Source organism: Arthrobacter terricola, assembly GCF_004354015.1.
Taxonomy (GTDB): Bacteria; Actinomycetota; Actinomycetes; order Actinomycetales; family Micrococcaceae; genus Arthrobacter; species Arthrobacter terricola.
Genome location: NZ_SMRU01000053.1, coordinates 1 through 21271, shown reverse-complemented (window position 1 = coordinate 21271; position 21271 = coordinate 1). Strand labels below are relative to the sequence as shown.

The window sequence follows — 21271 nt, the reverse complement described above, 5'->3', positions numbered from 1 at the left end:
GTACCCGCGTCACCTGCCCGGCGGGAGCTACAGTCAGATCGCCGGGCAGTGCGTTGAAGAACTGGACCGAGCCGCTCGCCGTCACGCCCGTCATGGCCGCGGCGGGAACCATCAGCCCGGCCACGAGGACCCCGCAGACCGCGCTCACGCCGAGGAAAACCAGGATCCGGCCGAGAACTGTTCCCGTGTCCAGGAGCGGGTTCCTGCCGGAGAAGGTCCTCGCCGGATTGGACCCGGCACCGCGTGGGGGCACGCCTCGTTCACCGGGCAAAGGCCGAAATTGTTTCCGCATGGACATAYCTTCCTCAGGTTCTCTGGCGATGGATCGTGTTGGTTGTCTGGCGAAGTGCCGTGCTGTCATAACGGCACAGCAGCTCAGCCGTCGGCCGTCAGCGGTTCAGGGGAGTGGACGGCGGGATCCCCGGGCACGGCCGTCGGGCGTCTGCGCCGGAACAGCAAGGCAAACGCGATGGCGCCCGCGAGGAACACCAGGCCGGCTACCCAAGTGTTCACCCGGAGTCCCAGAACGAGGTTTGCGTAGTCGGAGCGCATCAGTTCGAAAGCGAAGCGTCCCGCCGTGTATCCGGCGACGTAGAGGGAGAACAGGCTTCCCGCTCCGAGCGTGAAGCGCCGGTCCACATACAAAAGAAGCAACCCGACGGCGACGCACCACAGCGATTCGTAGAGGAACGTAGGTTGGAAATAGCCCAGGACCACCGGGGCGCCCGATGGATCGGTTACCGCCGAACCGGTGGCAGGATCCATCTGGTGGATCTGGAGTTTCCACGGCAGGTTCGTGGGATCCCCGTAGAGCTCGTTGTTGAACCAGTTGCCCCACCGGCCCAGGGCCTGGGCAAGAATGACCCCCGGTGCCACCGCGTCCAGGAACGCAACCAAAGATACCTTCGCCCTCCGGCACCCGATCCAGGCCCCCACGATCCCGAGCGCTACGGCGCCCCAGATTCCCAGGCCGCCGTCCCAGATGGCAAAGGCATTCCATGGATTCTTTCCCGGTAGGAAGTAAAGCTCCGGGTCGGTGATGACGTGGTAGACCCGGCCGCCGATGATTCCTGCGGGCACGGCCCAGAGGCAGATGTCCAGAACCTGCCCGGCCGCCCCGCCCCGGGCGGTCCAACGCCGGGAAGTGAGCCAGATGGCCACCGCGATCCCGGCCATGATGCACAGAGCGTAGAAATGGATGGTCAAGGGACCCACGTGAAAGGCGCTCACGGTTGGCGACGGGAGGAACGAATCGGAGGCAGTCATGAAGGTTCGGGATCCTGTTGGGGACGTTCGGGCAATGACAGTCTTACTTAACAACCTGAAGGTCAGCCGGGTTCCGAGCGGTCCGGCGCGTCCGGAACAACCTGGGGGCGGGCGCGCCGACCGAGGAATGACAGCGCGGCTGCCGAGACAGCCAGGACAGCAAAAAGTGCCACGGCCATCCGGAAGCCAAGTCCGGACACCGCCGGCGCTTCGGCACTCGCGCCCAAGGCGTTCGCGAGGGAGTACGCGGCGGCGCCCAAGGCCACACCGAGGGAGGTTCCGATCCCTCTGGTCATGTTCAACACGCCGCTGACCATCCCGGCTTGATGGTCGTGTCCGGCCGCTGCGACGGACGCGTTGTTGGCCGGGGTGAACAGGCCTAGGCCCAGCCCCATGGCCGCCAGGGCGCCTGCCGTGACCCACAAATCATGGGAGGAAAAAACCAGCAAGGCCAGCGCAGCCGCGACCAGCCCCATGCCGGCCGATGCCGGCAAACGGGCGCCGAGCCGGTCCGCCAGCAGGCCGGCAACGGGTGCAACGAGCCCCAGCGCGACCGGGAGGACCGTCAGTATCAGTCCTGCCTGGGCCGGAGGAAGGAAATACTCCGATTCCAGGTGCAACGGTGTGACGAAAAGTACTCCGAAAAGCACGAGATAACCCAGCAGACCCGTGGTGACGCCCCGGGTGAAGGTCCCGGAACTGAACAGCGAAAGGTCCACCAAGGGGTGTTTCGCCCGGCGCTCCCGCAGGACGAAGACGACGAAAAGAATCAATGCGGCCGCCAGTAGTCCAAGGACGGTGAGGTTGCCGAAGCCGAGCCTGGACGCCTCTGACAAAGCCAGGAGCAGGGTGCCGACGGCGGGCATCAGGGCCAGGAGCCCCGGCCAGTCCAGTCGGGCGCGGGGGGCCTTGACATGGGTGCGCGGGAGCAGGAACCAGCCCAGCAGCAAGCCGATAATCCCCGCGGGGATGTTGACGAAGAAAACCCAACGCCACCCGCCCAGACCGATGAGGAGACCGCCCACCGAAGGGCCCATGGCCAGGCCGATGGCCTGCGCGGCGCCTTGGAGGCCGATGGCCTTGCCGAGTTTGCCTACGGGCATGCTCGTCCGGATCAGGGCAACACTATTGGCCTGCAGCATGGCCGCACCGACCGCCTGGACGGCCCTGGCGACCAGGAGCCAGGTGATGTCGGGGGCAAGCGCGCACCCCAGGGACGCGAGGGTGAACAGGCCGAACCCATAGGTGTAGAGCAGCTTCCGGCCGACCATGTCCGCCAGGCGGCCGACCGCGGAGATGCTTCCCACCAGCACCAGCAGATAGATCAACGCCACCCACTCCACCTGGGCGAGGGAGGCGTTCATGTCAGACCTGATGCTCGGCACAGCCAAGGTCACTATGCTGGCATCCAGCTGGCCCATGAAGGCACCGATACACACCGTTGCCACCACCAGCCACGGGGCACCGGGCCGTCGCCGGATCCAGTCCGGCCTCGCCGGTTCCCGCCACAGCTTTCCCCACCCGGTGGGTGAGGCTGTGGCATGCGGGGCCGCGCCTGAAGAAAGTTGTTCGGTCACAGAACTATTCTATAGGGGGACTATCGGGCTAGGCTAATGCCTCCGGCCGGGTGCTACTTCAACACGTTGAAGGTGAGCTCCACGGCGCTGAGGAACAGGGCCAGGATCGACATCCCCAAGCCGGAAACCAGGAGGAGGCCTGGATGGGCCAATCCAACCACGACACGCCTTAACCCTGGTTGCGTGCGCAGGAACTTCTTAGGCACGCGCGACCGCGCAGGGTCTTGCCGCCAGCCACGCAAGCGGCGCAGGAACCAGGCACAACGGATAATGAAAGCCATCCAGAGTACGGAAATCACCAATGGGACTGCTGCCACCAGCAGGTTGAAGCCAAGGGCCGTGACTTCCCGTTCCGAATCGCCTGCCGCTGCCTGGACTGTGGTGGATATCGATGCGCTCATCACTACGGAGATACCCCACACGAGGAAAGCCGTTACCAGGGCGAGGAAGCGCACGAAAAAGTGACCGAGGACGGATTCGGTGTGGGGTTTGAGGTGTCGCCGTGGCGTAGCGTTCAGCACCACGAGCGTCGCCAGGAGAGTGGGGAGTGCAGCCATGCCGACGAGCAGGTACCAACTCCAACCGGCCAGGTCCAGGAATTCGTCGAGGACGATCAACAGTCCCCAAAAAGCGACCCAAGCCCAGCCCGCGTAGAGCGGGTGGCGAACCAACCAATCCGGCAACCGCGACGGCGCCCCGCCGGCGTGACCGTCACCCCCGTCCACGCTCATGGGCCCACTGTAGCAAGGAGGACCACGCCGGAGCCGATCACCGCACTTGGTGACCGGCCCGGCGTCGTCCTTGCGGACCGTCCCGGCCGTAGTCTTGATGCATGACAGCCGCCGCCGTGACTCTTTGCTTTCTCCTCCGCGAGGTCGACGGGAGCCGGGAGGTCTTGCTGGGGCGCAAGCGGACGGGCTTCGGGCGCGGCAAGGTGGTCGGCATCGGCGGCCACCTCGAGGCCGGCGAGACGGCTGCCGAGGCTGTCTGCCGGGAAGTAGATGAAGAAGTCCACGTGATCGTCGCTCCAGAAGACCTGATCCCTGCGGGCACGGTGGACTTCGTATTCCCGTCCCGGCCGGAGTGGAACATGTTCACCACCGTGTTCCTTACGGAATCGTGGGTAGGGGAGCCGTCCGAAAGTGATGAGATCGTTCCGCAGTGGTACCCCGCGGAAGACCTGCCCGTCGCCCACATGTGGGCAGACGCCGAACATTGGCTTCCGGCGATGATGAACGGCCGCCGGATGGATGTTCGGGTGGTGCTGGCCGACGACAACGAGAGCGTCGCCGGCGTTTTCCATTCCGACTGGGCCGACGAAGCGGCAAGCGCCAGCGGTCCGGGCCGGAAGTGGGAACCCGGACTGTGATTGAACAGCCCTGTTAGTGCCCGACGGCGGGTGGTCGCCCTCCAAGGTAACCACCCGCCGTCGGGCGTTCAGTAAGTTACGGTTCAGTAAGTTACGGCAGGTGCCGTTCGTCCACTCCGTTGTATTCGCTGAGTGGCCGGATCAGGGAGTTCGATCCCAATTGCTCCATCACGTGCGCGGTCCATCCGGTGATGCGGCTGGCCACGAACAGGGGAGTGAACGTCGGAGTGTCGAATCCCATGAGGTGGTACGTGGGTCCGGCGGGGTAGTCGAGGTTCGGCTTGATGGCCTTTGCTTCGTCCATCGCTTGTTCCAGGCCGTTGTAGAGGCCAAGGATCTCGGGCCGGCCAAAGTGGGCAATCATTTTGTCCAGCGCCGCTTTCATGGTGGGCACGCGAGAATCCCCGTGCTTGTAGACCCGGTGGCCGAAGCCCATGACCTTCTTCTTCTGCGCCAAGGCCTGCTCCATCCACGTTTTCGCGCGGGCGGCGGCGTCCTCCAAGGATTCCTCGGTACGGATGCCGATTTCCTCGAAGGTGTGCATGACGGCTTCGTTGGCGCCACCGTGCAACGGACCCTTGAGGGCGCCGATCGCTGCGGTGACCGCGGAGTGGAGGTCCGACAAGGTGGATGTCACCACGCGGGCCGTGAAAGTGGAGGCGTTGAACGAGTGCTCGGCGTAAAGGATCATCGAGACGTTGAATGCTTTGACCACTTCTTCGACCGGATCTTCGCCGAATGTCATCCACAGGAAGTTCGCCGAGTAGCCCAAATCATCGCGTGGTGCCACCGGTTCGATCGCTTCCCCGTCGGCGCGACGGCGGCGCTGGTCGTATGCGACGACGGCCGGCATCGCTGCCCACAGGTCGATCGCCTTTTTCATGTTCGCCTCAGGCGTGGAGACTTCGGCGAGTTCATGCCGGGCGCCGAGTACCGACGCTGCCGTGCGGCAAACGTCCATCGGGTGGGCCGTGGTAGGCAGCGCGTCAATGACTGTTTTCACCACCGGATCAAGTGCGCGGCCCGCGCGCTCGCGGGCGGTGAACTCTGCCAGTTCTTCCTTCGTGGGCAACTCGCCGTTCCACAACAGGTAGGCGACTTCCTCGAAACTGCACTTTGCGGCGAGTTCCTGCACGGGGTAGCCGCGGTACAGCAAGGAATTGGTGTCCGGGTTGACCTTCGAGATCGCGGTGTAGTCAACCACCACGCCGGCCAAGCCCTTCTTGATCTCAACAGCTGCCATCCTGTCCTCCTTCGTTCATAGGCAAGCATTTCGGTGTGGCCGAATCGCTTGCATTCCCCTTGTAGATCCAGTTACCGGCCGAGTCCAGGAATCTGGAAGTTGAAAACGCTGGTGTCGAAGCGGTTGTAGGCCTCGTAGTCGACGAGGTCGTAAAGTCGCGCACGGGTGAGCATGTTCCCCACCTGCGATTCCTGCGTTCCTGTGGCATCGATCGTTTCCAGCGTACGCTCTGCAGCCCCCATGGCAATGCGGAGCAGCGTGACCGGGTAGATCACGATGTTCACGCCGGTGTCCTGGAGCTGTTGGGCGGTGAACAGTTCGCTTTTGCCGAACTCGGTCATGTTGGCCAGGATCGGTACGTCTACTGCAGCACGGATGGCTTGGAACTCGCTGAGATCTTTCATGGCTTCGGGGAAGATCGCGTCCGCGCCGGCATCCACGAGGGCTTTGGCCCGGTCTTGCGCGGCTTCCAAGCCGTCGACGGCGCGGATGTCGGTGCGGGCCATGATGAGGAAGTTCTTATCGCGCCGGGCGTCTGCGGCGGCACGGATCCGTTTGGTCGCGGTGTCGGTGTCCACGACGTTCTTGCCGTCGAGGTGTCCGCAGCGCTTCGGGTTGAACTGGTCCTCGATGTGGCAGCCGGCCAGGCCCGCGTTTTCCAGTTCCTGGATGGTGCGGGCTACGTTCATGGGCTCGCCGAATCCGGTATCGGCGTCCACGATGCACGGCAGTTCGGTCATGCGCGCGATTTGCCCGGCCCGGGTGGCGACTTCCGTCAGCGTGGTCAGGCCGATGTCCGGCAGGCCGAGGTCGTTGGCGAGGACCGCGCCGGAAATGTAGACGCCGGGGAAGCCTTTTTCCTCGATCAGCCTCGCCGAGAGCGGGTTGAACGCCCCCGGAAATTGCTGGATGGTGCCGGAACTCAGCAGTTCCCGCAGGCGCAGGCGTTTCTGTTCCGGAGTGGTGGCGGAATACAGCATGTCAGAACAGTCCCTTCGGGGCGTTGTTCAGGTCGATGACGCCCGGGGCGGCCTGGATGTTCAACTGGTCCAGTTCTCCGGGGCCGAGTTCGGGGAGGCGTTCGACGGCGGCCAGGAACCTGTTGATTTCGGCCTCCTCGACCAAACCGGCAGCAAGGGCGCGGAACTTGTGCACGTACTGTTCGCGGGCGAAGGGCCGGGCACCGAGCGGGTGCGCGTCGGCGACGGCGATCTCATCGGTGATGACCGTGCCGTCCGTGAGGGTGATTTCCACGGAACCGCCGAAGGCCTTCTCCGCGATGTCCAGGGAATGGTAGCGGCGGGTCCACTCAGGGTCCTCGACCGTGGTCACCTTGTGCCAGAGTTCCACGGTGTCCGGGCGTGCGGCGCGCTGCGGGGCGTAGGAATCCACGTGGTGCCAGGCGCCGTCCTGCAGCGCGACGGTGAAGATGTAGGGGATGGAGTGGTCCAGGGTTTCCCGGGACGCGGTCGGGGAGTATTTTTGCGGATCGTTGGCTCCCGAGCCGATGACGTAATGCGTGTGGTGGCTGGTCTTGATGACCACCGAGGCGACGTTGGCGGGGTCGGTGGTTTCCGGGTGCTCGCGGTGCAGCTTGCGGGCGAGGTCGATCCAGGCCTGGGCCTGGTACTCGGCCGAGTGTTCCTTGGTGTACGTGTCCAGGATCGCGCGCTTGGCTTCGCCTTCCTCCGGCAACGGGACTTCGTAGGAGGCCTCCGGTCCGTCGAGCATCCACGCAATCACGCCGTCTTCGCCTTCGTAGATCGGCACCGGGGAGGTCTGCCCGCGCATGGCCCGGTCAACCGCTTCCACGGCCATCTTGCCCGCGAAGGCGGGGGCATGGGCCTTCCAGGTGGAAATCTCGCCCTTGCGCGATTGGCGGGTGGCCGTCGTGGTGTGCAACGCCTGGCCCACGGACTGGAAGATCGTCTCCACGTCCAGACCCAGGAGCGTACCGATCCCGGCGGCGGCGGAAGGGCCGAGGTGGGCCACGTGGTCGATCTTGTGCTTGTGCAGGCAAATGGCCTTCACCAGGTCCACCTGGATCTCGTACCCGGTGGCGATGGCCCTGACCAGGTCCGCCCCGGACGCGCCGACGTGCTGAGCGACGGCCAGGACCGGGGGGATGTTGTCTCCCGGGTGCGAATAGTCCGCGGCCAGGAAGGTGTCGTGATAGTCCAGTTCACGCACGGCGACTCCGTTGGCCCATGCGGCCCACTCCGGGGACACGCGCTCAGCGATGCCGAAGACATGGGCGCCCTTGCCGTTGGAGCTGGGGGCGTGCGTCAGGGCCTGCGCGCGGGCAGCCACGATCGGAGCACGGTTCAACGAAGCAATGGCCACCGAAGCGTTATCGATGATCCGGTTGATCACCATCTCCACCACCTCCGGCGACACCGCCACCGGGTCCGCGGCGACCACCGCGATCTTGTGCGCCAACTGCCCCTCACGGGCAAGGTTCTCTTCGCTCTTGTAAACACGGACGTGATGGTTCTTCACCATGGTGCTCCTTTTAGTGAGGCGTGTGGGTGGCTTTGAGGTGGGAAAGGCTGCGGTAGAGATGGAGGATGGTGGCTGCTTCGGCGAGCTTCGGCTTGCCCGAGGCGATGGCTTCGGCGATGGCGGCATGTTCCGCGGCCGCGGCATGGAGGCGTCCCGCGTCGTCAGCCGCGAGCCGGCGGACCCGAACCAGGTGCACGCGCAGGCTCCGCATGGCTTGGGCGAGGTAGGAATTGGAGATTGCTTCGTCGATCGCGTCGTCGAGCCGGCCGACCAACGCGTAGTAGTCACGGCGGGAGGGATCGCCGTCGTTGAGCATGGCGGGCGCGTCCAGGAGTTCGGCGTGGAGGTGCTCGAAAATGCCGTGCTCGCCGCGTTCGGCCGCGAGGGCGGCCGCCTTGCCTTCCAAGGTTTCGCGCAATTCAAAAAGTTCGTCGATGTCCTCGAGGGAGATATCGGTGACGACGACGCCGCGGCCTCCTGCCGCCGTCGTCAGCCCTTCCGCGCTGAGCCGGCTCAGCGCCTCCCGGACCGGGGTGCGGGACACGCCCAGGCGCTCGGATTGTTCCACTTCGGCGAGGACCGTTCCGGGCGCCAGGCGCCACTCGATGATGTCTTCACGCAGGGCCGCGTAGGCCTTGTCACTGGCGCGCATGGATCCTCCCTTCACGATCAGTGTATACATTGCCTGATCATAAGGCGAGGATTTGGAGCTAAATCCGAAAATTCAGTCCCGCAATGTATACACGCATTAGATGGGGCTGATCACTGGCTCCGGTTCCACCGGTACTCATTCTCCGGACGGCCGGGGGTCCCGTACCTGGCGCTCCGTGTCACCAATCCCGCGTCGACGAGGTACTCAAGATAGCGACGGGCCGTAACCCTGGACATTCCGAGGGCTTCTGTCGCCTCGCTCGCGGACACCGCTCGCCCAAGTCCGGCCAGGAAGTCCTTCACGGACTCGAGGCTGTGGGAAGAAAGGCCCTTGGGCAAGGGAAGTTCCGTCGGTGCGCGGAGGCTTGCGAACGCCTGGTCCACGTCGCTTTGCGACGCACCGCCTGCGCTGGATCCCGACGTCGGCGCCGCGAGCTGTTCGCGGAACGCGCGGTAGCTCGCAAGCTTGTCCGCAAAGGTCGAGAACGTGAAGGGCTTGATCAAGTACTGGACGACGCCGATGGACACTGCGCCGCGGACGATGGCTACTTCGCGCACGGCGGTGATGGCAATGATGTCGGCGAGCAGCCCTGCCGCGCGCATGCGCCGGGCGACGTCCAGCCCGTGGAGGTCCGGCAGGTTCATGTCAAGCAGGACGAGGTCCACCGGCTGCCCCGCGGCGGCAAATTCACCCAGGAGGCGCAATGCCGACTGGCCGTCGGGGGCGGTTCCGGCAACCGTGAAGCCGTCGATCCTGCCCACGTAGACGCCATGGGCTTCTGCCACGATGGGTTCGTCCTCAACAATGAGGACACGGATTTCGGTCAATTGGCTTCTTTCCTGGAGTCCGGTCCGGGCAGCACCACGCGGAACTGCGCACCGCCCAGTCCGCTCGTGGTTTCGCTGATGGACAGCGTACCGCCCAAGCGCTGGACGGCCTGCCGTACCAAGGCGAGCCCCACCCCGCGGGAAGGGCTTCCTGGCCCGCCGTCCTGCCGGATTCCAGCCGCCTTGGTGCTGTATCCGTACTGCCAGATGTCTTTCACGATGTCCGGGTCGATGCCCTCGCCCGAATCGACGACCGTGAAAGTGGTTCCCCCGGGACCGGATTCGATTCCCAACTCGACCTTGCGCGGAGGGGGAGCGGCAGCGGCGGCGTCGAGCGCGTTGTCCAGGAGGTTGCCGAGGATGGTCACCACGTCCTGGACAGCCAAGCCATCGAATCCGTCGCCTCCCGATATGGTGACCTCGAGTTCGGCTCCCCGTTCATGGGCCTCGGCCGACTTTCCCATGATGAGCGCGCTGAGGACAGGTTCGTCCACGGAAGCAAGCAGGTGGTCGGTCAGCTGCTGGCTCAGTTCAAGGTCCTTCGTGGCGAATTCAAGCGCATGGTCGGTTTTGCCTAGTTCCATGAGGGAAACGATGGTGTGGAGCCGGTTGGCGTGCTCATGCGTCTGTGCGCGCAGGGCGTCGGAAAGGGTCTTCATGGTTTCCAATTCGCTGCCCAGGGATTCGATTTCGGTCCGGTCGCGAAGCGTAGCGACGGTTCCGAAAACAGCGGGACGTTGCCGCCCCCGCCTTCCTGGCGGACCCACCGCGGGCGCTTGGTTCACCACCAGGATCCGGGAACCGCGGAGGTGGATTTCATCGAGCGCCGTCCGTCCGGACGCAAAGAGTTCCTGCAGGCTGGCGTCCAGGGGAAGCTCCGAAAGGCGCGGTGTATTCGAACTGCCCGGGTCGACGTCGGCCTTTTCCAAGCCAAGCAGCTCCGCGGCTTGGTCGTTGTACATGACCACCCTGCCCCCGGTATCGATCAGGACTACGCCTTCACGGACCGAGTGGAGGACCGATTCGTAGTAGGCGAACAATTGCGCCAATTGTTCCGGTCCCCAGCCCCTCGTGACCGCCCGGAGGTACCGGCCCAGAAGCCACGAAGCCAGGGAGCCGCCTGTCAGCAGCACCAGGGAGATCGCGATGATCGGTCCGAGGCGGGCGGACACGGCGATGTCCACTGTACGCACGGTGACTCCCGCGGCCACGAGGGCCTTGACCTTTCCCGAAGAATCCTCGACGGGAACGATGGTGCGCACGGACGGCCCGAGTGTCCCGGCGACAACTTCCGTGAACGTCTGCCCATGCAGGGCCGGTTCGATTGTGCCGATGTACGGCTTGCCGATTTCGTCGGGATTTGCGTGCGTCCAGCGTGTCCGGTCAGGCGCCATGATGGTGATGAAGTCCGTGTGGGCGTTGGTCATGACCACTTGGGCGTACGGCTGCAAAGTCGCGGAAGGATTGGGCGTGGCCGCGGCCTGGAGTACCAAGGGATTCGCTGCGATCGCGGCGGCGACAGCCTCCATTCGCTGGCCGGCGTCGCTGTAGGCGCGGTCGCGGGAGTCGATGAACGCCGCAGTTCCCACCACCGCGGTCAACGCGAGCACAAACAGCAGATTACCCACGAAAAGTCTCCGGGCAATGCTCCAACGCCTGATCACGCGATTCTCCTCCCGATCAATCCTGCGACCAATATGACCGCAACAGTGATATATGTCACCCCGCGGCCAATGATGGATATCACAGCAGAGCGGCGCAGGGACAAATTGCAGGAACCACGGCGCTTTCCAGAGTATCTAAAAGGAGCAATGCCATGACCTCTCAAAGAGGAGAGACTGTACCCGCGAAGGCCGGGCGCAAAGGGCTGGACAAGTCGCACTACCTCTACATCGCCGTCATCGCGGCTGTTGTCTTGGGCGCCGTCGTCGGCCTGCTGTTCCCCGAGGTCGGCAAGAACCTCAAACCACTCGGAGACGGCTTCGTCAAGCTCATCAAGATGATGATCGCCCCCGTCATTTTCTGCACCATCGTCCTTGGCATCGGTTCCATCGCGAAGGCCGCTACCGTGGGCAAGGTGGGCGGACTCGCTCTCATCTACTTCATGGTGATGTCCACCTTCGCCCTTGCCATCGGCCTCGTGGTGGGCAACCTCATCCATCCCGGCGAAGGCCTCAAGCTGGCGCCCTACAATCCCAATGCGACGGCTGCCACCAACAGCACCGTGGACTTCCTGTTGGGAATTATCCCCGGCGACATCCCCGTCCTGCCGACGCTCCTCACCGCCATCCTCGTTGGTTTCGCGCTGCAGCGCATGGGCGCCCAGGGGCAGTCGATCCTCAAGGCCATCCAGCACGGCCAGGCCGTGGTTTTCCGCATCCTCATCATGATCATGTGGCTTGCCCCGGTGGGCGCGTTCGGTGCGATCGCCGCAGTGGTGGGCGCGACCGGTGCCAAAGCCATCATCAGCATGTTCACCTTGATGATCGCCTTCTACATCACCTGCGCGCTGTTCATCATCGTTGTCCTAGGCACCCTGCTTCGGATCGTCGCCGGCGTCAGCATCTTCGGGCTGATGAAGTACCTGGCCCGCGAGTACCTGCTTATCTTCTCCACGTCCTCCTCGGAGGCAGCGCTGCCTAGGCTCATCGCGAAGATGGAGCACCTGGGCGTGTCCAAGCCGGTTGTCGGTGTAACAGTTCCCACTGGCTACTCCTTCAACCTGGACGGAACCGCGATCTACCTGACCATGGCTTCCCTCTTCGTTGCCAATGCCATGGGCATCCCGCTGGACCTGGGCGCACAGGTTTCGCTCCTTGTCTTCATGATCATCGCTTCGAAAGGCGCAGCCGGCGTGACCGGTGCAGGCCTTGCCACCCTCGCAGCCGGCCTGCAGGCCCACCGTCCCGAATTGCTTGGCGGGGTCGGCATGATCGTGGGCATCGACCGTTTCATGTCGGAGGCCCGCGCCCTGACCAACTTCACCGGAAACGCAGTGGCCACCGTCCTGATCGGCACCTGGGTCAAGGAAATCGACCGCGACCAGGTCAACAGCGTGCTGTCCGGAGCGAAGCCGTTCGATGAACTGACCATGACGAGCGACCACGGCAAGGTCGAAGTGAAGGAACCCGTCGCCGTGTAAACGGCCTCGTAAGCAGCCTCGTAGACAGCAAGGAATCCAGCCAAGGCGGAGCCCCCAACAGGGTTCCGCCTTGGCTGTTTTGCCGTGCACCGCCGCCCAACCTTCTACCTCAGCTAGAAGGTAAAGGCTCAAATTGCGGGCAATGTCAAGTTCCGTGGAATGCCGTGTCGGGCGCTGTAGCCTAGGTGGGGAGCAGTGCATTGCTGGAGCCAGCCGCAGTAAAAAACCGTCGTGGAGAGAGTGGATAAATACGTGAGCAGCGAACGGGGAACAACTACGCTCGAGGGCACGGATTTCAATCTGGAAGACGCCGTCATGGGGCCCACAGGCCGCCCGCACCGCGACTTCCCTGAACCCGCGCCGCTGGCCTCCCACGGGCCGGCCCGGGTCATCGCCATGGTCAACCAAAAGGGCGGCGTCGGCAAGACAACGTCCACCATCAACCTTGCCGCTGCTCTCGCCGAGTATGGGCGCCGCATCCTCCTCGTCGACTTCGACCCGCAAGGAGCGCTTTCGGCAGGGCTCGGGGCCAACCCGCATGAACTCGACCTCACCGTCTACAACGTCCTGATGGACCGCAAAGTGGACATCCGCGATGCCATCCAGCAGACCGGCGTCGAAGGCGTGGACCTCCTGCCGGCAAACATCGACCTCTCGGCTGCCGAAGTCCAGCTCGTCAACGAGGTAGCGCGCGAGCAAGTGCTCGACCGTGCCCTGAAGAGCGTCGAGGACGAATACGACGTCGTCCTCATCGATTGCCAGCCATCGCTTGGCCTACTGACCGTCAACGCCCTGACGGCAGCACACGGCGTCATCATCCCGCTCATCTGCGAGTTCTTCGCGCTTCGTGCGGTGGCCCTCCTGGTGGAAACGATCGAAAAGGTCCAGGACCGGCTCAATCCACGCCTCCAGGTGGACGGTGTGCTCGCCACCATGTACGACGCCCGGACCCTGCACAGCCGCGAAGTCATCTCGCGCCTGGTGGAAGCCTTCGGCGACAAAGTCTTCGAGACCGTCATCAAGCGCTCCATCAAGTTCGCCGACGCCACCGTTGCAGCCGAGCCGATTACCAGTTACGCCGGAAACCACATCGGCGCAGACGCTTACCGTCGATTGGCGAAGGAACTGATTTCGCGCGGCGGCGCACCCTAGCGAGCGTGGCAGAGTACGCACCGCAAGCTATTGCTGCCCCCGTAGGTGACGCACCGCCGTCGTTCTCCTCCCCGGACGGAGCGGACGACGGCGGTGCCTCGCCGGCCGCACGGAAGGGCGGCTTTGAGGTCCGGTTGACGAACTTCACCGGACCGTTCGACCTCTTGCTCGGCCTGATATCCAAGCACAAGCTCGATATCACGGAAGTCGCGCTCGCCACTGTCACGGATGAATTCATCAAGTACATCCGGCGCCTCCAGGAATTGGGAGAAGGCTGGGCGCTCGACGAAGCGAGTGAGTTCCTGGTGATTGCGGCGACGCTTTTGGACCTGAAAGCGGCCAGGCTCCTCCCGGCCGGGGAGGTCGAGGACGACGAGGACATCGCGTTGTTGGAGGCCAGGGACCTCCTTTTCGCCAGGCTGTTGCAATACAAGGCGTTCAAGCAAGTTGCCGCCATCTTCTCCGGCACGCTGGAAAACGAAGCCCGCCGCTTCCCTCGGCAAGTGGCGCTCGAAGGCCACTTCGCTGCCTTGCTGCCGGAACTGATCTGGCGCCATTCGCCGGAACAATTCGCTGCTCTGGCGGCCAAAGCACTCGCGCCGAAGGAGAAGGAAGCGCCTCCGGAAGTCGGCCTTGACCACCTGCACGGCACGCCCGTCAGCGTGAAGGAACAGGCAGAGATCCTCGGGAACCGGTTGCGGCAAGGAGAGCCGCTGTCCTTCCGCGTGCTGGTTGCCGACGCCGAGTCGACCCTGGTTGTGGTGGTGCGGTTCCTGGCGTTGCTGGAGCTGTTCCGCGATCGTGTAGTGGCGTTCGAGCAATCCGGCCCGCTCGCGGACCTCACGATCCGCTGGACCGGGCGTCCGGACGGTTGGAGCAGCGACAACGTGAGCGACGAGTACGATTCGGTGCCCGTAGACGACGGGGACAAGCCGGAGACGATCGACAACGAAGGGGAGGGCTTGTGAGCGAGCAGGAAACCCACGCGGACGGCCTTGCCGACCTTGAAGCGCTCCCCGGCGGAGCCCGGGCCGCCCTGGAAGCAGTCCTGATGGTCATCGACGAGCCGGCCACGACGGAAGAATTGGCGGCGGGACTCAACGTCACGGTCGCCGTCGTCGAGCGATTGCTCAGGGGACTCCAGCAAGAGTACAACGGCTATACTGGTATAGCCCCGGGCAGGGATGCTGAAGACTCGCAAGGCGGATCCACCGCCTCCGCAAGTGCCAGCGCTGAACCCCGGGGTTTTGAGTTGCGGAACGTTGCCGGAGGGTGGCGGATCTACTCGCGGCCGGAATTTTCCGACGTCGTGGGCAGGTTCGTCCTTGAAGGACAGACCGCCCGGCTGACGCAGGCAGCCCTTGAGACCATGGCCGTCATCGCATATCGGCAGCCGGTTTCGAGGGCAAGGGTGTCGGCCATCCGCGGTGTCAACGTGGATTCGGTGGTCCGGACCCTTACCCAACGGGGGTTGATCGAGGACTCGGGTACAGATCCCGAGTCCGGGGCGGTCCTTTACCGGACCACATCTTTCTTCCTTGAACGGATGGGCATCCGATCGCTCGCCGAGTTGCCTCAATTGTCTCCACACCTTCCCGGGTTGGAGGGGATCGAGGAGTTCCTCGACGCCGATCGCATTTAGTCGGGGGCGAAAGTCACCGGACATGGCAACGCAAGCAACGGGTTTGAATACGCACGGGCAGATTGTCTGCCCGGCTGGCTACTGTTGGAATGAACAGGCCGGCCACAATAACAAAAGGACGGGTCATGACACAGGCGGGACGCCAGGGTTCACCACGTAACGGTTCGGGACGAAACGGTGCCGGACGCGCAGGAGGCAGCGGATTCGGCGGCAGCCGCGGGGGCGCGGGGCGGTCCGGCGGAGCCGGTCGGTCCGGTGGAGCGTCCGGAAGCGGCAAGCGTAACTTTCCAACAGGTGGAGACCGCCCCTTCAAGCCGTCCCGTCCGCGCGAAGAGCGGCCTTTCGATCCTGACAACCCCACGACGGCGGCAGGCAACGAGCGTCGGCAAAGCACCAGTGGCGCGAAGGCCCCGCGCAAGCCGGGCTCCAACAAGCCTGGTTTCGGCAAGGCTCCCGGCACCCCTGGCGCCTTGAAGCCCAAGGCCGGTAACAAGCAGTACGCCACACGGGCCTTCGGGAACGAACGATTCGGCCAAAACCTCGGCCCCGTCCGCAAGCCTCGAGGCCGCCGCGGCGAAGTAGCCCAGTCGGCCCAGCACGACGCCGACGGCGTTCGCCTGCAGAAGGTCATGGCACAAGCCGGCGTGGCATCGCGCCGTGTGTGCGAGGAAATGATCGAGGAAGGCCGCGTCGAGGTCAACGGCCAAATCACCATCGAACTCGGCATGCGCGTGGACCCCGCCACCGCGGTGATCCATGTGGATGGCATCCGCATCCAGCTCGACGACACCATGCTTTACATGGTGTTCAACAAGCCCAAGGGCGTGGTCTCCACGATGGAAGATCCCGAAGGCCGTCCGTGCATCAGCGATTTCCTCAAGACCGCGAAGAACAAGGGCGAGCGGCTTTTCCACGTCGGCCGCCTCGACGTCGCCACTGAAGGCCTGCTTTTGCTGACCAACGACGGCGAACTTGCCAACCGCTTGACGCACCCTTCGTATGAGGTGCCCAAGACGTACCTGGTCCAGGTCCGCGGACCGTTCCCGCAGGGCGTCGGCGCGAAGCTCAAGGAAGGCGTCGAACTCGAGGACGGCATTGCGTCGGTCGACTCCTTCCGGCTCGTCGATTCCACCCCGGGCCACGTGCTGATCGAGGTTGTGCTGCACTCCGGAAAGAACCGCATTGTCCGCCGTATGTTCGACGCCGTCGGGTTCCCCGTCCTGCGGCTCGTGCGCGTCAAGGTTGGTCCCATTGGCCTGGGCGACCAGCGCCAGGGCAGCATCCGCAACCTCGGCAAGCAGGAAGTCGGGCACCTCCTGGCGTCCGTAGGACTGTAGGACATGTCGGCTTTCCGCTCGCACGGCCGGGGCCATCTTGATGGCCCGGTCGTGGTCTTCGGTACGGGCCTGCTCGGCGCGAGCATCGGCCTTGGACTGCGTGGCCGCGGCGTCTCCGTCTTCCTTTCGGACCCTTCGCCCACCAACCAGGCAGTCGCCGTCGACATTGGAGCCGGCAAGCCACTTGGTGAGCTGGACGGTCCGCCGCAGCTCGTGGTGGTGGGCGCGCCGCCGGACGTGACTGCCGACGTCGTTGAACGTGCCCTCACCGACTACCCGGATTCCGCAGTGGTGGACATCGCGAGTGTCAAGCAAGCCATACAGGATGATCTGCGGGGGCGGGGAGTGGACATGTCCCGCTACGTGGGGACGCACCCGATGGCCGGGCGTGAAAAGTCCGGCCCGGTTGCCGCGCGCGGTGAGCTGTTCACGTCGATGCCTTGGGTCCTGTGCCCCTCCGAGGAGACGAGTGCCGAGGCCCTTCAGGCCGCACGGTCCTTGGCAGGCGACCTCGGGGCCATCGTCTCGCAGTTCACCGCCGAGGAACACGATCAAGCCGTCGCCTTGGTTTCGCATCTACCCCAGGTGATGTCCTCGCTCCTGGCCAGCCGCCTGCAAGGAACTCCGCTCCATGCGCTGTCGCTGGCCGGCAACGGACTTCGCGATACCACCCGGATTGCCGCCAGCGATCCCACCCTGTGGGTGCAGATCCTCGGCAACAACGCGGCCAAGATGGTGGAGATCCTTCACGGGGTCCGTGAAGACCTCAACCGATTGATCGGCACCCTGGAGGAACCCACGGCTCCCGGAGCCCGTCTGGACCTTGCCCAGCTCATCAGCGAGGGAAATGCCGGGCAGGCCAGGATCCCCGGCAAGCATGGCGGACCCCCGCAGGCGTATTCGTGGCTTACTGTTCTGGTAGATGACCGGCCCGGCCAGATCGCCAGGCTGCTGACGGAGATCGGCGAGATCGGCGTCAACGTCGAAGACCTCCGCCTGGACCACTCGTCCGGGCAGAACGTGGGCATGGTGGAACTTTCCGTCATGCCGAACAAGCATGACCTTCTTGTTGAAGCCTTGACTGACCGTGGATGGCGGGTACTCCAGTAATGACACGTGACCTATTCGGCCCGGAAACCGTAGTTCGCCCGGGCAAGCCACTTGTGGTTGCCATCGACGGCCCGTCCGGCTCGGGCAAGTCGAGCGTCAGCAAGGAAGTCGCCCGGCGGTTAAAGCTCGCCTACCTGGATACGGGCGCAATGTACCGTGCCCTGACGTGGCACTGCCTCAAGACGGGCCTCGACCTGCAGGACGGTGCCGCCGTCGAACAGGCTTCGAAAGAGTTGGCCCTGGAATTGAGCACCAGCGCCAACGTCGAATACGTCGGCGTCGCAGGTGTGGACATCACTGAGGAAATCCGGGAACCGAGGATTTCTTCGGCCGTTAGCGCCGTTGCCACCACGCTGGGTGCCCGCAACGAGCTGATCCGGCGGCAGCGCCAGATCATCGATCAGCACCACCGGCGAATGGTGGTGGAAGGCCGGGACATCACCACCGTCGTCGTGCCCAACGCGGAAGTCCGGGTCCTCCTGACCGCGAGCGAAGAAGCCCGGATGCGCCGCCGTGGACTCCAGCTGGGTGGCACCCAGACGAAGGAGCAGTTGGCCGCCCAGGTCATCCACCGCGACGCGAAGGATTCCACGGTGGTGAACTTCACCCAAGCCGCTGATGGAGTCATCACCCTCGATTCCTCGGACCTGGACTTCGACGAGACCGTCGAAACGGCGTTGAGCATTGTGGGCAAGGTCATTTACGGTGACTGACGCCCGACTGCCGGCGCGGTGGACCATGTACTGGAGCCGGCCTGTGGGCTGGCTCCTTGACCATGCCGCGTACCGGACTGTCGTCACCGGTCGTTCCAACGTTCCCAAGTCCGGCCCGGTGATATTCGCGGGCAACCACATCAGCTACCTCGACGGCCCTGTGATGTTCGGTGCCGCCCCGCGGCCGATGCACGTCCTGGTCAAGAAGGAAATGTTCGCCGGTTTCCTTGGCCGCGTGCTTCGGGCTTCCGGGCAGTTGCCGATCGACAGGTCCGGGGACCGTGCGGCGCTCCAGCGCGCGAAGCAAGTGCTCGACGCCGGGCGTTGCGTGGGGATTCTTCCCGAAGGGACGCGGGGGAGCGGAGCCGCGGACAACATCAGCAACGGGGTCGCCTGGCTCGCGATGGCTTCGGGAGCGACGGTGATTCCCGTTGCCATCCTGGGGACGCGGACCGGCGACGAGCACCGGGACTCCATCCCGGAACTGAGGCGGCGCCTTCACGTCAGTTTCGGGGCACCCCTCAGCGTGAACCGCCAACACGGCGAGCCGGGGCGTGTTTCAATGGACAGGGCGGCGGCTGAGATCCGCGCAGCGCTGGCTGGACATATCCAGGAAGCCGTCAGGGCCACAGGTCGGCAGCTCCCCGGGGCGATTTCCGACCCCCTCGCGCCAACGCAGCCCCGCCACCAGGAAGTAGCCGGAATCCCGGCAGATCACCACTAAGGAAAGTGCAATGAGCGATACGACTCACAAGTCCGGCAACATCGAAGCCGGCGACGACTACACGCCCAGCGGCACCGACCAGGTGGCTGAAAACCTCGCCGCCCTGGACGACGACGAAGCCGAGCTCCGTGCCGCGTCCCTTCGCGCAGGCCTGGACGACTACGACCTCGATGAGGACGACGCCGCGCTGCTGAGCGGCCTCTACGACGACGAAGGGGAGGCCGGTCCACTCAAGCTCGATCCCGTCCTTGCGATCATCGGTCGCCCCAATGTCGGCAAGTCCACCCTCGTGAACCGTATCCTCGGACGCCGTGAGGCCGTCGTCGAGGACACGCCCGGCGTCACACGGGACCGCGTCATGTACTCGGCGCATTGGAATGGACGCAACTTCACCATCGTGGACACCGGCGGATGGGAACACGACGCCAAGGGGATCCACGCGCGCGTCGCCGATCAGGCCGAGATGGCCGTGGAACTCGCGGACGCCGTGCTATTCGTCGTTGATTCCGCGGTGGGCGCCACGGCAACGGACGAGCGCGTCATGAAGATGCTCCGCCGGTCCAAGAAGCCCGTCATCATGGTGGCCAACAAAGTCGACGACTTTGCGCAGGAAGCCGACTCGGCTGCGCTGTGGGGCCTCGGTTTCGGCGAGCCTTACCCGGTGTCAGCCCTCCACGGCCGCGGGGTCGCCGACCTCCTTGACCATGTCATGGACACCCTCCCCGAGTTCTCAGCGGTGGAAAGCGTCGAGCGCTCAGGCGGTCCCCGTCGCATTGCCTTGATCGGCCGGCCGAACGTCGGCAAGTCCTCCTTGCTGAACAAGCTGGCGGGCACCGAGCGCGTCGTCGTGGATACCCTTGCGGGCACTACGCGCGATCCAGTGGACGAATTCATCGAACTCGGTGGACGCACGTGGAGGTTTGTCGACACCGCCGGTATCCGCCGTCGCCAGCATATGGCCCAGGGCGCGGACTTCTACGCGTCCCTCCGCACGCAAGCCGCGCTCGAGAAAGCGGAGGTCGCCGTCGTTCTTCTTGCTGTCGACGAAGTCCTCAGCGAGCAGGACGTCCGTATCCTGCAGCTCGCCATCGAGTCAGGCCGTGCCCTCGTCCTTGCGTTCAACAAGTGGGACCTGCTCGACGACGAACGCCGCCGGTACCTCGAACGGGAAATCGAGCAGGACCTGGCCCACGTGGAGTGGGCGCCGCGCGTCAACATCTCTGCCAAGACCGGTTGGCACAAGGACCGACTGGTGCCTGCCCTCGACGTCGCCCTGGAAAGCTGGGACAAGCGCATTCCCACGGGACGCCTCAACGCGTTCCTTGGCGAACTCGTCGCCGCGCACCCGCACCCTGTCCGCGGCGGCAAACAGCCCCGCATCCTCTTCGGTACGCAGGCATCCAGCCGCCCGCCGAAGTTCGTGCTGTTCACCACGGGCTTCCTGGACCCTGGATACCGTCGATTCATCACGCGCAGGCTCCGCGAAACCTTCGGCTTCGACGGCACGCCCATCGAGGTCAGCATGCGTGTGCGTGAAAAGCGCGGCAAGAAGCGCTGAGTGAGACGCGCATCACAGGCGACACCCGCCATGATGGCATCGAGAGCCCCGAACATCGTGTAAGCTTTTTGAGGTGGTTCGGCCGGACTGCTTAGGTGAGAATCTAGGCGGAGAACGGCGGAACTGACGGGCTGTAGCGCAGCTTGGTAGCGCACTTGACTGGGGGTCAAGGGGTCGCAGGTTCAAATCCTGTCAGCCCGACCGATAAAAACCGCTCTAACACTGGGAAGTAGCCCGGTGTTGGGGCGGTTTTTCTTTTGCCCTCAGGCCGTAACCGGGGCTTGTGAGTGCAGTGTGTGTGCACCAGCCTTTTTTGCCGGCACCAACGCGGCGGCGTTCTCGGCTGCATTCCTGGATGCCGACCCGATCAGGTGCCCATAGATATCCGACGTAATACTGATCGAGCTGTGACCCAGACGCTTGGATACCACTGCGATATCCACCTCCGCGGCGATCA

Annotated in this window: 20 protein-coding genes, 1 tRNA gene and 1 pseudogene; 11 read left to right on the top strand and 11 right to left on the bottom strand. The window is 64.4% G+C overall.

Annotated features, from left to right (window positions below; translation table 11 throughout):
- The 4 genes from E1809_RS25055 to E1809_RS25040 all read right to left on the bottom strand — a co-directional run.
- Nucleotides 1-292 (bottom strand): hypothetical protein (locus E1809_RS25055; RefSeq protein ID WP_133206940.1); only part of this gene is annotated, 292 nt, incomplete at its 3' end.
- An 83-nt stretch (nt 293-375) separates the two neighbouring features.
- Nucleotides 376-1266 (bottom strand): prolipoprotein diacylglyceryl transferase, encoded by an 891-nt coding sequence (lgt, locus tag E1809_RS25050; protein WP_133206939.1) that lies wholly within the window; start codon nt 1264-1266, stop codon nt 376-378.
- A gap of 62 nt (nt 1267-1328) precedes the next feature.
- On the bottom strand, nt 1329-2843 hold the full coding sequence (locus tag E1809_RS25045) for a DHA2 family efflux MFS transporter permease subunit (RefSeq protein ID WP_133206938.1): 1515 nt from the start codon (nt 2841-2843) through the stop codon (nt 1329-1331).
- Nucleotides 2844-2896: 53 nt separating this feature from the next.
- Complete coding sequence (locus tag E1809_RS25040) at nt 2897-3574, bottom strand: hypothetical protein (protein ID WP_235835774.1); 678 nt, start codon at nt 3572-3574, stop codon at nt 2897-2899.
- A 101-nt stretch (nt 3575-3675) separates the two neighbouring features.
- On the opposite strand from E1809_RS25040, the gene E1809_RS25035 reads away from it, so the two are divergent.
- On the top strand, nt 3676-4212 hold the full coding sequence (locus tag E1809_RS25035) for an 8-oxo-dGTP diphosphatase (RefSeq protein WP_133206937.1): 537 nt from the start codon (nt 3676-3678) through the stop codon (nt 4210-4212).
- Between the two features lie 91 nt (nt 4213-4303).
- On the opposite strand, the gene E1809_RS25030 is transcribed toward E1809_RS25035, so the two are convergent.
- The 6 genes from E1809_RS25030 to E1809_RS25005 form a co-directional block, all read right to left on the bottom strand.
- A complete protein-coding gene (locus E1809_RS25030; RefSeq protein WP_133206936.1) occupies nt 4304-5455 on the bottom strand; it encodes a bifunctional 2-methylcitrate synthase/citrate synthase in 1152 nt (383 codons plus the stop codon).
- Between the two features lie 71 nt (nt 5456-5526).
- Nucleotides 5527-6435: a methylisocitrate lyase gene (gene prpB / locus E1809_RS25025; protein ID WP_133206935.1), complete on the bottom strand. Its 909-nt coding sequence runs from the start codon at nt 6433-6435 to the stop codon at nt 5527-5529.
- A 1-nt stretch (nt 6436) separates the two neighbouring features.
- Nucleotides 6437-7957 (bottom strand): MmgE/PrpD family protein, encoded by a 1521-nt coding sequence (locus tag E1809_RS25020; RefSeq protein WP_133206934.1) that lies wholly within the window; start codon nt 7955-7957, stop codon nt 6437-6439.
- A 10-nt stretch (nt 7958-7967) separates the two neighbouring features.
- A complete protein-coding gene (locus E1809_RS25015; protein ID WP_133206943.1) occupies nt 7968-8609 on the bottom strand; it encodes a GntR family transcriptional regulator in 642 nt (213 codons plus the stop codon).
- 110 nt (nt 8610-8719) lie between these two features.
- On the bottom strand, nt 8720-9436 hold the full coding sequence (locus E1809_RS25010; RefSeq protein WP_133206933.1) for a response regulator: 717 nt from the start codon (nt 9434-9436) through the stop codon (nt 8720-8722).
- Entirely contained in the window at nt 9433-11100 is a 1668-nt protein-coding gene (locus E1809_RS25005; RefSeq protein WP_133206932.1) for a sensor histidine kinase, read from the bottom strand. Before E1809_RS25005 ends, E1809_RS25010 begins: the two co-directional genes overlap by 4 nt.
- 152 nt (nt 11101-11252) lie before the next feature.
- Between E1809_RS25005 and E1809_RS25000 the strand changes: the two genes are divergently transcribed.
- The 10 genes from E1809_RS25000 (at nt 11253) to E1809_RS24955 (ending at nt 21015) form a co-directional block, all read left to right on the top strand.
- Entirely contained in the window at nt 11253-12578 is a 1326-nt protein-coding gene (locus E1809_RS25000) for a cation:dicarboxylate symporter family transporter (protein ID WP_133206931.1), read from the top strand.
- 252 nt (nt 12579-12830) lie between these two features.
- The gene (locus E1809_RS24995; RefSeq protein WP_133206930.1) at nt 12831-13730 is read left to right on the top strand and encodes a ParA family protein; all 900 of its coding nucleotides are present in this window, start codon (nt 12831-12833) and stop codon (nt 13728-13730) included.
- Nucleotides 13731-13864: 134 nt separating this feature from the next.
- Entirely contained in the window at nt 13865-14698 is an 834-nt protein-coding gene (locus tag E1809_RS24990; RefSeq protein WP_235835775.1) for a segregation and condensation protein A, read from the top strand.
- Complete coding sequence (scpB, locus tag E1809_RS24985; RefSeq protein WP_133206929.1) at nt 14695-15372, top strand: SMC-Scp complex subunit ScpB; 678 nt, start codon at nt 14695-14697, stop codon at nt 15370-15372. The genes E1809_RS24990 and scpB overlap by 4 nt, the downstream gene beginning before the upstream one ends.
- Nucleotides 15373-15497: 125 nt before the next feature.
- On the top strand, nt 15498-16709 hold the full coding sequence (locus E1809_RS24980) for a pseudouridine synthase (RefSeq protein ID WP_133206928.1): 1212 nt from the start codon (nt 15498-15500) through the stop codon (nt 16707-16709).
- Nucleotides 16710-16712: 3 nt separating this feature from the next.
- Nucleotides 16713-17819 carry a prephenate dehydrogenase gene (locus E1809_RS24975; RefSeq protein ID WP_133206927.1) on the top strand — a complete coding sequence of 369 codons (1107 nt, stop codon included), beginning with the start codon at nt 16713-16715 and terminating at the stop codon, nt 17817-17819.
- Nucleotides 17819-18532 carry a (d)CMP kinase gene (gene cmk / locus E1809_RS24970; protein WP_133206926.1) on the top strand — a complete coding sequence of 238 codons (714 nt, stop codon included), beginning with the start codon at nt 17819-17821 and terminating at the stop codon, nt 18530-18532. The genes E1809_RS24975 and cmk overlap by 1 nt, the downstream gene beginning before the upstream one ends.
- A gap of 25 nt (nt 18533-18557) precedes the next feature.
- Complete coding sequence (locus tag E1809_RS24965; RefSeq protein WP_133206941.1) at nt 18558-19256, top strand: lysophospholipid acyltransferase family protein; 699 nt, start codon at nt 18558-18560, stop codon at nt 19254-19256.
- A 10-nt stretch (nt 19257-19266) separates the two neighbouring features.
- Entirely contained in the window at nt 19267-20814 is a 1548-nt protein-coding gene (der, locus tag E1809_RS24960) for a ribosome biogenesis GTPase Der (RefSeq protein WP_133206925.1), read from the top strand.
- A gap of 127 nt (nt 20815-20941) precedes the next feature.
- Nucleotides 20942-21015 (top strand) — tRNA-Pro (locus E1809_RS24955).
- A gap of 62 nt (nt 21016-21077) precedes the next feature.
- Here E1809_RS24955 and E1809_RS27210 read toward each other — a convergent pair.
- A pseudogene (locus tag E1809_RS27210) lies at nt 21078-21271 on the bottom strand (hypothetical protein); the annotation flags it as partial.